The following is a 15,325-nucleotide window of genomic DNA, read 5'->3' as shown; positions in this document are numbered from 1 at the left end:
CGCCGTCGACCGTCGGTGGTCTGCGGTATCATCGACCAGTTAAAGATTACCTAGAAACACGATGAAGACGTTTGCTTCCTTGCCTCCAGTGGCCATGTGGGTGTTCGCGGCCGTGCTGGGGCTGCCTGCCTTGTTCGATATCGCCAGCGCCCTCTCGCGTGGCTGGTTCGCCGGCATCTTCTTCGCGCTCGGGCCGCTGATGATGGCGCTGTACCTGGCCTGGTGCGCATTGCAGCGCCAGGCCGGCCGCACGGCGCTGCTGGCGTCGCCGCGCGTCACCCTGATCGGCTACATCTGCTTCGGCGCCTTCGTCGGCAGCTTCCTGGTGAAGATCATGACCCAGGGCGCGACCCTGAGACTGCCCGGGATGTGACGGTATGCGGCCGGCATTGCGGTATGATCGCCCGGTTTGTCATTCAGATTATTGGAGTAACGATGCAGCAACCCCGCCCGCGCGTACCATCGCCGAACATGAACTTCGTGATCGCCGCCCTGCTGGGCATTCCCGGCCTGCTGAACATTTATAGCGGCGTCACACGCTCCAGCGTGGGCGACATCCTGTCCGGCGTGGCGGCCCTGGTGTATGCCGTGCTGCTGGTGCGCGACGCCGTGCACATCAAGAAGACCGGCCTGCCGGCCATCCCGCAGGCGCGCATGCTCCTGATCGGTTTCGGCTGCCTGACGGTCTACCTGATCGGCATGTTCATGAAGCACGCCTGAGATGAGCGCTCACAAGATGAGCGCTCACAGCTGCCTGCCCAGGCAGATCGACACGGCGCGGCCGACGTAGCGGCCGTAAGGCGGCACTTCCACGTAACCGTGCCGTTCATAGAAGTCGACCGCGCGCACGTTCACGCGCCGCGTCGACAGCGATAATCGGCGGTAGCCGCAGGCAGCGGCACGCCGTTCCAGCTCGGCCAGAATGGGCGCGCCGGCGCCGCTGCCGGCACGCGCATACATCCGCTTGATTTCACCCACCTCGCCTTCGAGCGATCGCAGCGCGCCGCAGCCCACTGCGACGCCTTGCGCGTCATAGGCGATCACGAAGACCGCGCCGGCCCCACGGCAATCCTGCGGATCGAACGACGAGGCGCCGCTGTCGCCCGTGATGGCGGCCAGCGCCGCGTCGAGCTCGGCGATCAGCTGCCTTGCATCGGGGCTGTCCGGATCGACGCTGGCCAGCAGCGGCATCCGCTTATTTTCCGCGCAGCTTGGCGAAGGCGTCCGCCATCGCATTGTTGGACGGCGGCGCCGAACGTTCCTGGCGCTGGTGCTGGGCCACGCGCTTGGCGTCGGTACGATCGCCGCGCTGCTCCGGCCGCGCACCCGCCTGCGGCGCGCTGTCCGCCAGGCGCATGGTCAGCGCGATGCGCTTGCGCTTGGGGTCGACTTCCAGCACCTTGACCTTGACCACCTGGCCGGCCTTGACCACCGTATGCGGATCCTTCACGAAGGTGTTCGACAGCGCCGAGATGTGCACCAGCCCGTCCTGGTGCACGCCGATGTCCACGAAAGCGCCGAAGGCGGCGACGTTGGTCACCACGCCTTCCAGGATCATGTCCGGACGCAGGTCCGAGATCTCTTCCACGCCTTCCTTGAAGGTGGCGGTGGTGAATTCCGGACGCGGGTCGCGGCCCGGCTTTTCCAGCTCCTTCAGGATGTCGCTCACGGTCGGCACGCCGAATTTCTCGTCCGCGTACTTCGACGGAGACAGGGCTTTCAGCAAGGGGCCGTCGCCGATCAGCGATTTGACGTCGCGCTTGACGTCGGCCAGGATCTTCTCGACCACCGGATACGATTCCGGGTGCACCGCCGACGCGTCCAGCGGATTGGCGCCGTTCACGATACGCAAGAAGCCGGCCGCCTGCTCGAAGGTCTTGTCGCCCAGGCGCGGCACCTTCTTGAGCGCGGCGCGCGAGGCGAACGCGCCGTTGGCGTCGCGGTAGGCCACGATGCCCTGGGCCACCGTGTTCGACAGGCCCGACACCCGCGCCAGCAGCGGCGCCGAGGCGGTGTTCACGTCCACGCCCACCGCGTTCACGCAATCCTCGACCACCGCGTCGAGCGAGCGCGCGAGCTGGGTCTGCGAGACGTCGTGCTGGTACTGGCCGACGCCGATCGACTTCGGATCGATCTTGACCAGTTCGGCCAGCGGATCCTGCAGGCGGCGCGCGATCGAGACCGCGCCGCGCAGCGAGACGTCCATGTCGGGCAGTTCGCGCGACGCGAACTCCGAAGCCGAGTACACCGAGGCGCCGGCTTCCGAGACCACGATCTTGGTCAGCTTGAGTTCCTGGTTTTGCTTGATCAGGTCTTGCGCCAGCTTGTCGGTCTCGCGCGAGCCGGTGCCGTTGCCGATCGAGATCAGCGACACCTTGTGCCTGGCCGCCAGCTGGCCCAGCGTGTGCAGCGCGCCATGCCAGTCGTTGCGCGGCTGGTGCGGATAGACGGTGGCGGTGTCGACCACCTTGCCGGTGGCGTCGACCACGGCCACTTTCACGCCGGTGCGCAGGCCCGGATCGAGGCCCATGGTGGCGCGCTGGCCGGCCGGCGCCGCCAGCAGCAGCGCTTTCAGGTTGCGCGCGAAGACGCCGATCGCGTCCAGTTCGGCCTTGTCGCGCAGGGCGCCCATCAACTCGGTGTCCAGGTGCATGAAGCTTTTCACGCGCCAGGTCCAGCGCGCGGTGTCCTGCAGCCACTTGTCGGCCGGGCGGCCTTGCGCCTTGATGCCGAAGCGCGCCGCGATGCGGCCCTCGCACGGGTTCAGCGGCGCATCCCACTTCGGCTTCTCGGGTTCCGAATCCAGGCGCAGGCTCACGTCCAGAACGCCCTCGCGGCGGCCGCGCAGCAGGGCCAGCGCACGGTGCGACGGCACGGCGCCCAGGGGCTCGTTGTAGTCGAAGTAGTCGGCGAACTTTTCGCCCTCGTCTTCCTTGCCGGCGACGACCTTCGATTCGACCACGCCGTGCTCCTGCACGTACTCGCGCAGCGATTGCAGCAGTTCTGCGTCTTCCGCAAAACGCTCCATCAGGATCTGGCGCGCGCCGTCCAGGGCCGCCTTGGCGTCAAGCACGCCGGGGTTGGCGCCGCCATCGGCATTGGTGAATGCCTCGCGCAGGTAGCCGTTTGCCACTTCTTCCGGGTTCAGGGTCGGATCGGCCAGCAGGCTATCCGCCAGCGGCGCCAGGCCGGCCTCGATCGCGATCTGGGCCTTGGTGCGGCGCTTCTGCTTGTAGGGCAGGTACAGGTCTTCGAGGCGGGTCTTGTCTTCCGCCATGGCGATCGCCTGCATCAGCTCGGGCGTCATCTTGTTCTGCTCCGTGATCGACGCGACGATGGTGGCGCGCCGGTCTTCGAGCTCGCGCAGGTAGCGCAGGCGTTCTTCGAGCAGGCGCAGCTGGGTGTCGTCGAGACCGCCCGTGGCTTCCTTGCGATAGCGGGCGATGAAGGGCACGGTGGCGCCTTCGTCGAGCAAGGCGATGGCGGCGGCCACCTGGGCCGGGCGGGCGGCGAGTTCTTGGGCGAGGCGTTGTTCGATGGAGGGCAGCATGTGAATCGTTGTATCGAAGATCAAGCGGCCAATGATACGCGCTCATCGACGATGCGCCAGTCTTGACAGCGTGTCGCGGACATGAGAGAACAACCGGTTGACGAGAAAGCGTGCGCACTGCGCACGGATGAGATTTGTCCGCTACGTGCGATTCCGAACAAAACGGAAGTGATCGTATGCGAGATAATGCCGTTTATTGCCTTTTTTGATACGAAGCCACGAGACCCAATGACCACAGTCGATTATCTTCGCGAGAAAGCCAGCGACGCACCTCCGGTCCGCGCTCCCGCACGTTCCCCGGCCCTTCCGGCGCCGGTGGTGAGCTGGCTGCAACGGGTCGAGGCCGCGGCCCACCCCCAGCCGAAGCTGACCGATGAAGTCGTCGACCCCAAGGCCGCGCAATACAAGTTCGTCTATGTCATGGCGCCCACCAGCGGCGGCCGCCACGTCGCGCTGTGCCTGTGCAAGGCGCGCCTGCGTCCGAACGGCGACGTGGCCGCGGCCAGCCCGGTCAGCGAAGTGTTCTCGCTGCTGTCGGCGCCGCCCGCCTACCTCGAAGGCGACGACGTCGACCTGGTGCGCTTCTTCATCGCCATGCGCAGCGGGTCGGCCCAGGGCACCAGCGCCACCGAACCCAAGGGCAAGGTGGGCGCGATCCTGCTGCAGATGCTGCTCGATCAGGGCAAGCTGCTGTGGGCGAACTCGTGGTCCGACATGGCCAGCGGCCTTGTCTATCCGTTGCAGGGTGGCCCGACCCGCCTGGCCAGCCTGGCCTGGCGCGACGAAGGCCGCGTGTCCAAGCTCGGATGGTCGGTGGAGCCGGTCGGTGGCGCCGCCACGCACAGCGCGGCCGACCAGATCGACTACATGCTGCCGACCGATCCGCCGTGGTACATCGACAACCTGTCCTGCGGGCCGCTCGAACTCAATCGCGGCGGCATCGACATCTCGCTGGCCGAACTGCAGGCCCTGGTGGCGCAAGCCCCGGCCCTGACCGGCACCGATAAAAAACGCGTCTCGCAGCTGCTGCTGGCCCACGGCCTGCAGCAGCTGATGCCATTGCCGCAGCCGCTGACCCAGCGCCTGCGCAATGACGTCAAGCCGATTCCGCACCTGCTGCTCGATGCCGTGCAGCTGGCCGACGGCAACGTCACGCGCTGGCAAGACTTCGCCGTGCTGGCCTTCGACTACGACGGCCAGCGCGTCTCGTTCGACCCGTCGCAGCGCGTGGTGCGCCAGATCGGCGACCTCACCGAAATCATCGAACGCGACCCGAAAGCCGAGAGCGACGCCCTCGATAAACTGGGCGAGATCGGCTTTCGCAAGCCGGCCACCGCCCCGTTCAACGCCATGGCCGGCGCGCTGCAGCTCGAAAGCCAGGCGCACTGGCTGCGCTTTGCCGAGAACGACGTCGACGCGCTGTCCGACGCCGGCTGGCACCTGCAGAAATCGAACAAGTACCGGTATGACGTGGTCCCGGTCGAAGACTGGTACGCCGACATCGACGAGCCGGCCGAAGCAGGCAATGCCTGGTTCGAACTGGAGCTGGGCATCGTGGTGGCGAAGAAGCGCGTGCCGCTGCTGCCGGTGCTGGTGCAGCTGATCCGCAGCGCGCCGCTCGAATTCGACCCGGCCGTGCTGGCCGCCCATGCCGAGGCCGACCAGATGCTGGCCGTCCTGCCTGACGGCGTGCGCGTGGCGCTGCCGTGGGGCCGCCTCAAGCCGATCCTCGCCACCCTGGGCGAGCTGTACTTCAACGACAAGATCAAGGGCAAGCTGCGCCTGTCGACCCTCGATGCGGCGCGCCTCGAAGAATTGGCGCGCGGCGTCGAGCTGCGCTGGACCGGCGGCGAGCGCCTGCGCGAGACCGGCCGCAAGCTGAGCCAGTTCGGCGCGGTCAAGAAGGTCGAAGCGCCCAAGGGCCTGCAAGCGACCCTCCGTGATTACCAGCTCGACGGCCTGTCCTGGATGCAGTTCCTGCGCGAGTACGACCTGGGCGGCATCCTGGCCGACGACATGGGTCTCGGTAAAACGGTGCAGACGCTGGCCCACATCCTCACCGAGAAAGAGGCCGGCCGTCTTACCAGCCCGGCCCTGGTGATCGCCCCGACCAGCCTGATGGCCAACTGGTTCGACGAAGCCGCGCGCTTCGCGCCGAGCCTCAAGGTGCTGCTCCTGCAGGGCAAGGAGCGCATGGACCTGTTCGACCAGATCGACGACGCCGACATCGTCCTGACCACCTATGCGCTGCTGCCGCGCGACGAAGAAGAACTGCGCAAGCACCACTATCACCTGGTGATCCTCGACGAATCGCACTACATCAAGAACACCCGCTCCAAGGCGGCGCAGACGGCCGGCTCGCTCGACGCCCGCCACCGCCTGTGCCTGTCGGGCACCCCGCTCGAGAACCACCTGGGCGAATTGTGGTCGCAGTTCCACTTCCTGCTCCCGGGCCTCTTGGGCGACGAGAAGACCTTCAACACGCAGTTCCGCCATCCGATCGAGCGCCAGGACGACCCGGTGCGCCGCACCCTGCTGAACCGCCGCATCCGTCCCTTCCTGCTGCGCCGCACGAAAGACCACGTGGCCAAGGAGCTGCCGGAGAAAACCGAGATGGTGCGCCGCATCGAGCTGACCGGCCCGCAGCGCGACCTGTACGAGACCGTGCGCCTGGCGATGGACAAGAAGGTGCGCGACGAGATCGACCGCAAGGGCGTGGCGCGCAGCCAGATCGTCATCCTCGAGGCCTTGCTCAAGCTGCGCCAGGTGTGCTGCGATCCGCGCCTGGTGAAGGCGATGCCGTCCAAGAAGAACACGGCCGCCGTGTCGGCCAAGCTGCTGGACCTGATGCAGATGGTCGAAGACCTGCTGGGCGAGGGCCGCAAGATCCTGGTGTTCTCGCAGTTCACCAGCATGCTCGGCCTGATCGAGGAAGAACTCGACGCGCGCAACATCCCGTACGCGATCCTGACCGGGGAGACGCGCGACCGCTCGGCCCAGGTGGCGGCCTTCCAGCAGGGCGCGGTGCCGATCTTCCTGATCAGCCTGAAAGCCGGCGGAGTAGGACTCAATCTCACAGCGGCCGACACCGTGATTCACTACGACCCGTGGTGGAACCCGGCGGCCGAAAATCAAGCGACCGACCGCGCCTGGCGCATCGGGCAGGACAAGCCCGTGTTCGTTTATAAACTGATCGCGAAAGGCACGCTGGAAGAAAAAATCCAGCAGCTGCAGCAGAAGAAGTCGGAGCTGGCGCAGTCGATCCTGTCCGAAGGCGAATCGCAGAAGATGGCGCTGACGCAGGAAGACCTGCAGGCGATCTTCGCGCCGCTGGACGACTGATTGGATGGGGCCGCGCTCGCTGGCGTGAGCACGGCCGAAAAGAAGGCACGCGGCGCAAGGCCGCGTGCGACGCTGTCAAGACAGCTTATTTGTAGAAGGCTTCGACCTTGCCCTTGAGCTTGATGAGCATCGGCTTGCCGCGGCGGTCGAGGGTCTTGCCGGCGGCGACCTTGATCCAGCCTTCGCTGAGGCAATATTCTTCGACGTCGTAGCGATCCTTGTCGTTGAAGCGGATGCCGATTTCGCGCTGGAACACGTCACGGTTGTGGAAAGGGCTGCTCGGATCGATCGACAGCCGGTCTGGGAGCGGGGGGAGGGTTGCGGTATCGTTCATGGTGCGCGAATTATCCCTCAACTCGCCGGGACATGGCGCATTTCTTTGCGCGGGCGGCCTTTGGCCCGGGCCTGGCCCGAATCATGGCGTGCCCATCGAGAGATATTTCACAAACACTGTTTCATGGCTGTATACTTGATGGTAAACCTGACATCCTTGCTAGTTGGTCAAGAAAGAGCCCGATGAAGTCCAGCCCCCATGCCGCCGCCTCGTCGCCAGGCTCCCCTCCCATCGCGGGCCGCCCTGACGACGATGCGCTGCCGGCCGGGCAGTTCCGCGCGATCGCCGAACTGGGCGGCGATGTCGCCTTCGCCATCGCGCTGCCGGCGCACCGCTTCGTGTATCTGAGCCCCGCCTTCGGCGCACTGAGCGGCTTCGACCGCGAGGCGCTGCAGCGTGCGCTCGACGGCGACGCCGTCTCGCCCCTGGCGCCGCTCGCGGCCTGGCTGCGCGAGGCGGCCGGCGGCGCGCCCGGCGCGCGCAGCCAGCGCGAATTCGACCTGTTCGACGCCGAGGGCCGGCCGCTGGCGCTGGAAGGCCTGGCCACGGCGCTGGTCGACGGCTCTGCCGACGGTGCTGCCGACCATGGCGCGACCCTGGTCGGGCTGCTGCGCGACCTGTCGGCGCGACGCGCCCACCAAAGCGAGCAGAAGCGTTTTGCCAGCATGCTCAATCACGAATTCCGCACCCCGTTGGCCACGATCGACGGCGCCATCCAGCGCCTCGAGGCGACGTCGAGCCACGCCGACGAGCCCACGCGCACGCGCTACCGCAAGATCGGCGCCGCGGTCGACCGCCTGATCGGGATGCTCGACGAATACCTGTCGCCGGATCGCATGGCCGCGCTCGGCCGCGCGCGCCAGCCGAACACGATCACCGTGCGCGACCTGGTCGACAGCGGCGCCGTCCAGATCCGCGCGGCCGGCCGCGAAGCTGCGCTGCGGCTGGAAGAACTGCCACTGACCCTGCGCGGGGAGCCGGAAGGCCTGCGCCTGGCGCTCAAGGTCTTGATCGATAATGCATTGGCGTTTTCGCCGCCGTCGGCGCCCGTGATCCTGCGTGCGCGGCGCAGCGGCGGCGGGGTCGAGCTGGCGGTGCTGGACGGCGGCGCCGGCGTGCCGCCGGAGGACGTGGCGCGGGTCTTCGACAAGGGCTACCGCGGCCGCAATGCCGCCGGCCTGCCCGGCAGCGGCCTCGGTCTGTACATGGCGCGCTCGATCGTCGAGGTGCATGGCGGTGTGCTGAGCCTGGCGCCGGGAGAGGAAGGGGCGGGCGCCGAATTCCGTTTATGGATGCCTGCTTTGAGCCTTTAGGGAGTTATAGAGGAACAACTCCTTGCTTCAGACCGCCTCAGCAACGATAATCGGACCGCGACCCGGCAAGGATAACGCTACCATTGGTATCATTGTCGGGTTAAAGAACACTACGGCCAAGGAATGACGCAGATACTGATTGTTGAAGACAATGGCGAATACGCCGACGACATGGCCGAGTTCCTGAAGGAGCTCGACCATGAAGTGACGATCGCCAGGACCGCCAGCGAGATGTGGGCGGCGCTGACGCGCACCCCGGCCGCGGTGGTCGTGCTCGACCTTGGCTTGCCGGACGAGGACGGTTTCAATGTCATTCCGCGCATGCGCCAGCTGTATCCCGAGATCGGCCTGCTGGTGCTGACGGGCCGGGTGGCGTTCGACCACCGCATCCTGGGCCTGCGCCTGGGCGCCGACCATTATTTGACCAAGCCGATCAAGTTCCCCGAACTGGCGGCCCACATCGAAGCCCTGGACCGGCGCGTGCGTCCGCCCGATCCGGTCCCGACGCCGAGCAAGTGGACCCTGCGCGTGAGCGCGCGCCAGCTCGAGCTGATGGGCAAGGTGATCGACCTGACCGAAAAAGAGTGCAATTTCCTGCACCTGTTGACGATCAATACCCGTCCGGTGCCGCGCCACGTGATCGTGGCAGGCATGGGCGGCGAAGACCCGGACGCCAGCCGCCGGGTCGACATGCTGGTCTACCGCCTGCGCAAGAAAGCCCGTTCCGGCCTCGGCCAGGACCTCCCCCTGCGCAGCGCCTATGGCGAAGGCTACAGCCTCTCCGCCGGCTTCACCCTCTCCTAATCAGGGTCAGCGTCGAATTATTGGCCAATAGCCCCTCGGACAATTAGGGTCAGAGTAGAATTATTGGCCAATTTCCTTGGCAATCTTGCCGACTTTACTCAGTTTTACTCAACATTGCGCGGTTTCGATTGCTCCTGGCTTGTGTGTCCAGTAAATGGGGACAGAGTCGGCGTATTTTTGCCGACGCTTGCGATTAATTGGGGACAGAGTCGATTTCTGCTGTAAAATCGCCTGCTCAACATTTGAGCAGACGCCATGGCACGCCAACCCCGACTCATCGTTCCCGAGCAACCGCACCACGTCATCCAGCGCGGCAATAACCGCCAGGTGATCTTTCGCGAAGAGGCCGACTACCAGCGCTTCCTGGTCTGGCTCAAGGAGGGCGCCAAGTTCTATGACGTGGCGATCCACTCCTACGTCCTGATGCCGAACCACCTGCACCTGCTGGCCACGCCCAGCGATGCCACCGGCCTGGCGCTGATGATGCAGAAGGTGGGCCGGCTCTACGTCCCCTGGTTCAATCTCAAGTACGAGCGCAGCGGCGGTCTGTTCGAAGGACGTTTTCGCACCTCGCTGATCGATTCGGACCGCTATTTCATGACCTGCAGCCGTTACATCGAGCTCAATCCGGTGCGTGCGCAGCTCACGGTGGCGCCGGACGACTATCCCTGGTCCAGCTACGCCCACCACGCCGGCATCCGCACCGACACCCTGGTCGCCGATCATCCGCTGTTCTGGGCACTGGGCAACACGCCGTTCCAGCGCGAGGCGGCGTATATCGACATGGTCCGGCAAGGCCTCAGCACGGAAGAGGTCGATTTCATCACGATCGCGATCCTCAAGAACCAGCCGCTCGGCTCGCTCTCCTTCAAGACTGAACTCGAGCGTAAAACGCAACGCCAGATCCTGCCGGCCAAGCGCGGACGTCCCTTCAATCCACCGCTACCGCCACTTTCAGCAGCCTGAAGCGCACAATTCCTGACACAACGGCACGGTTATTCGTGCCGTTTTTTTTGCCAGAAATCCTCATGACATCAACGACTTAGTGCTAAATCAACTGATTCTGAACAGGCGTGATTGACTCTGTCCCCAATTAATCGTCAAGACAAAAAGTTGTCAAACAATTCGACTCTGACCCTAATTATTCTGGTTGACGAGGCATTTTGCAGTGCACTATTCTCGGCGTTCGATCCCCGTAAAGTTGTGGAGAATGTCTCATGATTGCCCAAGGTTTGTATGATCCCGCCAATGAACACGATGCCTGCGGCGTCGGCTTCATCGCCCATATCAAGGGCAACAAGAGTCACTCGATTATTGAACAGGGTCTGCAGATCCTGAAGAACCTCGATCACCGGGGCGCCGTCGGCGCCGATGCGCTGATGGGCGACGGCGCCGGCATCCTGATCCAGATCCCGGACCAGTACTTCCGCGACGAGATGGCCAAGCAGGGCGTCGAACTGCCGCCGCCCGGCGAATACGGCGTCGGCATGGTGTTCCTGCCGAAAGAGCACGCCTCGCGCATCGCCTGCGAACAGGAAATCGAGCGCGCCGTGCGCATCGAAGGCCAGGTCGTGCTGGGCTGGCGCAACGTGCCGGTCGACGAGACCATGCCGATGTCGCCTTTCGTGCGCGCCAAGGAACCCGTGATCCGCCAGATCTTCATCGGCCGCGGCCCGGACATCATGGTCACCGACGCGCTCGAACGCAAGCTCTACGTCATCCGCAAATCGTCCGGCCACGCGATCCAGGCCCTGAAACTCTTGCACGGCAAGGAATTCTTCGTGCCGTCGATGTCGGCGCGCACCATCGTCTATAAAGGCCTGCTGCTGGCCGACCAGGTCGGCGTCTACTACAAGGACCTGCAGGATCCGCGCTGCATCTCGGCCCTGTCGCTGGTCCACCAGCGCTTCTCGACCAACACCTTCCCCGAGTGGCCGCTGGCCCACCCGTATCGCATGATCGCCCACAATGGCGAGATCAACACCGTCAAGGGCAACTTCAACTGGACCCGCGCGCGCGAAGGCACGCTCAAGTCGGCCGTGCTGGGCGAAGACCTGAACAAGCTGTTCCCGCTGATCTACGAAGGCCAGTCCGACACCGCCTGCTTCGACAACGCGCTCGAGCTGCTGGTGATGGCCGGCTATCCGGTGGCCCAGGCGATGATGATGATGATCCCTGAAGCCTGGGAAAACCACACCGCGATGGACGACAACCGCCGCGCCTTCTACGAATATCACGCGGCGATGATGGAACCATGGGACGGCCCGGCCGCCATGGCCTTCACCGACGGCCGCCACATCGGCGGCACCCTGGACCGCAACGGCCTGCGTCCGGCGCGCTACGTCATCACCGAGGACGACCTGGTCGTGATGGCCTCCGAATCGGGCGTGCTGCCGATCCCCGAATCGCGCATCGTCAAGAAGTGGCGCCTCCAGCCGGGCAAGATGTTCCTGATCGACCTGGAAGCCGGCCGCATCATCGACGACAAGGAGCTCAAGGACAGCTTCGCCAACGCCAAGCCCTATAAAGCCTGGATCAAGTCGGTGCGCATCAAGCTGGGTGAAATCAAGCTGTCCGAATCGCAGCTGATGGCCGCGCGCGCCAAGGACGCGCAAGGCGAGAAGCAGCCGCTGACCCTGCTCGACCGCCAGCAGGCGTTCGGCTACACGCAAGAAGACCTGAAATTCCTGATGGCGCCGATGGCCGTGCTGGGCGAGGAAGCCACCGGCTCGATGGGCAACGATTCGCCGCTGGCCGTCACCTCGAACAAGCTCAAGCCGCTGTATAACTACTTCAAGCAGTTGTTCGCGCAAGTGACCAACCCGCCGATCGACCCGATCCGCGAAAGCATGGTCATGTCGCTGGTGTCCTTCATCGGCCCCAAGCCGAACATCCTCGACACCAACAACGTCAACCCGCCGATGCGCCTCGAAGTGTCGCAGCCGATCCTCGGCTTCGACGACATGGCGCGCCTGCGCGCCATCGGCCAGCACACCGGCAGCAAGTTCAAGGCTTATGAGCTGAACATCTGCTATCCGGTCGCCTGGGGCAAGGAAGGCATCGAAGCCTCGCTCGCCTCGCTGTGCGCCGAAGCGGTCGACGCCGTCAAGTCGGGCCACAACATTCTGATCGTGTCGGACCGCCGCCTGTCGCCCGACCTGGTCGCCATCCCCGCGCTGCTGGCCACGTCCAGCGTCCACCAGCACCTGGTGGCGAAGGGCCTGCGCGCCTCCACCGGCCTGGTGATCGAGACCGGCTCGGCGCGCGAGACCCACCACTTCGCCCTGCTGGCGGGCTACGGCGCCGAAGCCGTCCACCCCTACCTGGCGCTGGAAACCCTGGCCGAACTGGCCCACGGCCTGCCGCACGAGATGTCGGCGGAGACCGCGAGCTACAACTACATCAAGGCGATCGGCAAGGGCTTGCTGAAGGTGATGTCGAAGATGGGCATCTCCACCTACATGTCCTACTGCGGCGCCCAGATCTTCGAAGCCGTGGGCCTTAACAAATCGCTGGTCGACAAGTACTTCAAGGGCACCTCGTCGAACGTCGAAGGCATCGGCCTGTTCGAAGTGGCCGAGGAAGCGCTGCGCCTGCACGCCCTGGCCTTCGGCAACGATCCGGTGCTGGCCAACAGCCTGGACGTCGGCGGCGAATACGCCTTCCGCGTGCGCGGCGAAGACCACCTGTGGACGCCGGACGCGATCGCCAAGCTGCAGCACTCGACCCGCGCCAACAACTTCTCGACCTATAAAGAGTACGCCCAGCTGATCAACGACCAGACGCGCCGTCACCTGACGCTGCGCGGCCTGTTCGAATTCCGCATCGACCGCGACAAGGCGATCCCGATCGAGGAAGTCGAACCGGCGAAAGAGATCGTCAAGCGCTTCGCCACCGGCGCGATGTCGCTCGGCTCGATCAGCACCGAAGCCCACGCCACGCTGGCGATCGCGATGAACCGCATCGGCGGCAAGAGCAATACCGGCGAAGGCGGCGAGGACCCATCGCGCTACCTGAACGAATTCAAGGGCATCGCCATCAAGAAGGGCGAAACGTTATCGTCGGTGCTGGGCAAGGACCGCGTGATGGTCGACATCCCGCTGGAAGAAGGCGATTCGCTGCGCTCGAAGATCAAGCAGGTGGCCTCGGGCCGCTTCGGCGTCACGGCCGAATACCTGAACGCGGCCGACCAGATCCAGATCAAGATGGCGCAGGGCGCCAAGCCGGGCGAGGGAGGCCAGCTGCCGGGCCATAAGGTGTCCGAATACATCGCGTCCCTGCGCTTCTCGGTGCCGGGTGTCGGCCTGATCTCGCCGCCGCCGCACCACGACATCTATTCGATCGAAGACCTGGCCCAGCTGATCCACGATCTCAAGAACGCCAATCCGCGCGCCTCGATCTCGGTCAAGCTGGTGTCGGAAGTCGGCATCGGCACCGTCGCCGCCGGCGTCTCGAAGGCCAAGGCCGACCACGTGGTGGTCGCCGGCCATGACGGCGGCACCGGCGCCTCGCCGCTGTCCTCGGTCAAGCACGCCGGCACGCCGTGGGAGCTCGGCCTGGCCGAGACCCAGCAGACCCTGGTCCTGAACGGCCTGCGCAGCCGCATCCGCGTGCAGGCGGATGGCCAGATGCGCACCGGCCGCGACGTCGTGATCGCCGCCATGCTGGGCGCCGACGAAGTGGGCTTCGCCACCGCGCCGCTGGTGGTCGAGGGCTGCATCATGATGCGCAAATGCCACCTGAATACCTGTCCGGTGGGCGTCGCCACGCAGGATCCGGTGCTCCGCGCCAAGTTCCAGGGCAAACCCGAGCACGTGGTGAACTACTTCTTCTTCGTCGCCGAGGAAGCGCGCCAGATCATGGCCCAGCTGGGCATCCGCAGCTACGACGAGTTGATCGGCCGCGCCGACCTGCTCGACAAGTCGAAGGCGGTCCAGCACTGGAAGGCGCAGGGCCTGGACTTCTCGAACATCTTCTACCAGCCGCAGGTGGACTGTCGCAGCGCCCTGTACCACACGGGCGAGCAGGACCACGGCCTGGATAAAGCCCTGGACCACAAGCTGATCGCGCAAGCGAAAGCCGCGCTGGAAAAGGGCGAGCGCGTCTCGTTCATCTCGCCGGTGAAGAACCTGAACCGGACCGTGGGCGCCATGCTCTCGGGTGAAGTCGCCAAGCGCTATGGACACGCCGGCCTGCCGGACGACACCATCCACATCCAGCTGCAGGGCACGGCGGGCCAGTCGGCGGCGGCCTTCCTGGCCGGCGGCATCACGATCGACCTGGTCGGCGAAGGCAACGACTACGTCGGCAAGGGCCTGTCGGGCGGCCGCATCATCGTGCGCCCGAACACCGAGTTTCGCGGCTGGGCGGTGGACAACATCATCGTCGGCAATACCGTGATGTATGGCGCGATTTCGGGCGAAGCCTTCTTCAACGGCGTGGCCGGCGAGCGCTTCGCGGTGCGTAACTCGGGCGCCATCGCGGTGGTCGAAGGCTGCGGCGACCACGGTTGCGAATACATGACCGGCGGCACCGTCGTGGTGCTGGGCGAGACCGGACGCAACTTCGCGGCCGGCATGTCGGGCGGCGTGGCCTTCGTCTACGATCCGAAGGGCGAGTTCGCGGGCCGCTGCAATACCACGATGGTCAACCTGGAACCGGTGCTGTCGGCCAAGGAGCAGTGCGACCCGGCGGTCTGGCACAGCCAGACCCGCAATGGCGAGCGCGAATGCGACGAGGTCATCCTGCGCCGCCTGATCGAGCGTCACTTCAAGCATACCGGCAGCACGCGCGCGCGCAATCTGCTGGACGACTGGGCCAACAGCCGCAGCAAGTTCGTCAAGGTGTTCCCGACCGACTACAAGCGCGCCCTCGAGGAGATGCACAACTCGAGCATGGAAGAAGCGAACGACAAGATTGAGTTGGCGGCCTGAGACCGCGGAACTTGGGTCCCCGCTTTCGCGGGGATGACCTTGGTGTCGA

10 protein-coding genes are annotated in these 15,325 nt (G+C 65.3%); 7 read left to right on the top strand and 3 right to left on the bottom strand.

Annotated features, from left to right (window positions below):
* The first annotated feature begins 61 nt into the window (after nucleotides 1-61).
* Nucleotides 62-373, top strand: a complete 312-nt coding sequence (locus tag KY496_RS18035) for a hypothetical protein (RefSeq protein ID WP_219861855.1) — start codon at nucleotides 62-64, stop codon at nucleotides 371-373.
* Between the two features lie 62 nt (nucleotides 374-435).
* Nucleotides 436-720 (top strand): hypothetical protein, encoded by a 285-nt coding sequence (locus KY496_RS18030; protein ID WP_005664350.1) that lies wholly within the window; start codon nucleotides 436-438, stop codon nucleotides 718-720.
* Between the two features lie 24 nt (nucleotides 721-744).
* Here the strand turns inward: KY496_RS18030 and KY496_RS18025 are convergent, their stop codons facing one another.
* Both KY496_RS18025 and KY496_RS18020 read right to left on the bottom strand, forming a co-directional pair.
* Nucleotides 745-1,191, bottom strand: coding sequence for a GNAT family N-acetyltransferase (locus KY496_RS18025; RefSeq protein WP_219861853.1), 447 nt, complete (start codon nucleotides 1,189-1,191; stop codon nucleotides 745-747).
* Nucleotides 1,192-1,195: 4 nt separating this feature from the next.
* A complete protein-coding gene (locus KY496_RS18020) occupies nucleotides 1,196-3,550 on the bottom strand; it encodes a Tex family protein (protein WP_219861851.1) in 2,355 nt (784 codons plus the stop codon).
* Nucleotides 3,551-3,778: 228 nt separating this feature from the next.
* Between KY496_RS18020 and KY496_RS18015 the strand changes: the two genes are divergently transcribed.
* On the top strand, nucleotides 3,779-6,892 hold the full coding sequence (locus KY496_RS18015) for a DEAD/DEAH box helicase (protein ID WP_219861849.1): 3,114 nt from the start codon (nucleotides 3,779-3,781) through the stop codon (nucleotides 6,890-6,892).
* A gap of 85 nt (nucleotides 6,893-6,977) precedes the next feature.
* On the opposite strand, the gene KY496_RS18010 is transcribed toward KY496_RS18015, so the two are convergent.
* On the bottom strand, nucleotides 6,978-7,226 hold the full coding sequence (locus KY496_RS18010) for a DUF3297 family protein (RefSeq protein ID WP_005664358.1): 249 nt from the start codon (nucleotides 7,224-7,226) through the stop codon (nucleotides 6,978-6,980).
* Between the two features lie 182 nt (nucleotides 7,227-7,408).
* On the opposite strand from KY496_RS18010, the gene KY496_RS18005 reads away from it, so the two are divergent.
* The 4 genes from KY496_RS18005 to KY496_RS17990 all read left to right on the top strand — a co-directional run bounded on the left by KY496_RS18005 (nucleotide 7,409) and on the right by KY496_RS17990 (nucleotide 15,276).
* Nucleotides 7,409-8,539: a sensor histidine kinase KdpD gene (locus KY496_RS18005; RefSeq protein ID WP_219861847.1), complete on the top strand. Its 1,131-nt coding sequence runs from the start codon at nucleotides 7,409-7,411 to the stop codon at nucleotides 8,537-8,539.
* Nucleotides 8,540-8,662: 123 nt separating this feature from the next.
* Entirely contained in the window at nucleotides 8,663-9,343 is a 681-nt protein-coding gene (locus tag KY496_RS18000; protein ID WP_005664361.1) for a response regulator transcription factor, read from the top strand.
* Between the two features lie 255 nt (nucleotides 9,344-9,598).
* Nucleotides 9,599-10,309 carry a transposase gene (locus tag KY496_RS17995; RefSeq protein WP_184240132.1) on the top strand — a complete coding sequence of 237 codons (711 nt, stop codon included), beginning with the start codon at nucleotides 9,599-9,601 and terminating at the stop codon, nucleotides 10,307-10,309.
* Nucleotides 10,310-10,560: 251 nt separating this feature from the next.
* Nucleotides 10,561-15,276 carry a glutamate synthase-related protein gene (locus tag KY496_RS17990; protein ID WP_184240134.1) on the top strand — a complete coding sequence of 1,572 codons (4,716 nt, stop codon included), beginning with the start codon at nucleotides 10,561-10,563 and terminating at the stop codon, nucleotides 15,274-15,276.
* The last annotated feature ends 49 nt before the right edge of the window (nucleotides 15,277-15,325 follow it).

It is taken from the genome of Massilia sp. NP310 (assembly GCF_019443485.1).
GTDB classification, from domain to species: Bacteria; Pseudomonadota; Gammaproteobacteria; order Burkholderiales; family Burkholderiaceae_D; genus Telluria; species Telluria timonae.
The sequence above is the reverse complement of the archived record's forward strand: the minus strand, read 5'-3'. Positions and strand labels throughout refer to the sequence as shown.

Excerpts from the sequence above, each read along its gene's own strand:
- KY496_RS18035 (WP_219861855.1), top strand. The coding sequence starts at position 62 with ATGAAGACGTTTGCTTCCTTGCCTCCAGTGGCCATGTGGGTGTTCGCG.
- KY496_RS18030 (WP_005664350.1), top strand. The coding sequence starts at position 436 with ATGCAGCAACCCCGCCCGCGCGTACCATCGCCGAACATGAACTTCGTG.
- KY496_RS18025 (WP_219861853.1), bottom strand. The coding sequence starts at position 1,191 with ATGCCGCTGCTGGCCAGCGTCGATCCGGACAGCCCCGATGCAAGGCAG.
- KY496_RS18020 (WP_219861851.1), bottom strand. The coding sequence starts at position 3,550 with ATGCTGCCCTCCATCGAACAACGCCTCGCCCAAGAACTCGCCGCCCGC.
- KY496_RS18015 (WP_219861849.1), top strand. The coding sequence starts at position 3,779 with ATGACCACAGTCGATTATCTTCGCGAGAAAGCCAGCGACGCACCTCCG.
- KY496_RS18010 (WP_005664358.1), bottom strand. The coding sequence starts at position 7,226 with ATGAACGATACCGCAACCCTCCCCCCGCTCCCAGACCGGCTGTCGATC.
- KY496_RS18005 (WP_219861847.1), top strand. The coding sequence starts at position 7,409 with ATGAAGTCCAGCCCCCATGCCGCCGCCTCGTCGCCAGGCTCCCCTCCC.
- KY496_RS18000 (WP_005664361.1), top strand. The coding sequence starts at position 8,663 with ATGACGCAGATACTGATTGTTGAAGACAATGGCGAATACGCCGACGAC.
- KY496_RS17995 (WP_184240132.1), top strand. The coding sequence starts at position 9,599 with ATGGCACGCCAACCCCGACTCATCGTTCCCGAGCAACCGCACCACGTC.
- KY496_RS17990 (WP_184240134.1), top strand. The coding sequence starts at position 10,561 with ATGATTGCCCAAGGTTTGTATGATCCCGCCAATGAACACGATGCCTGC.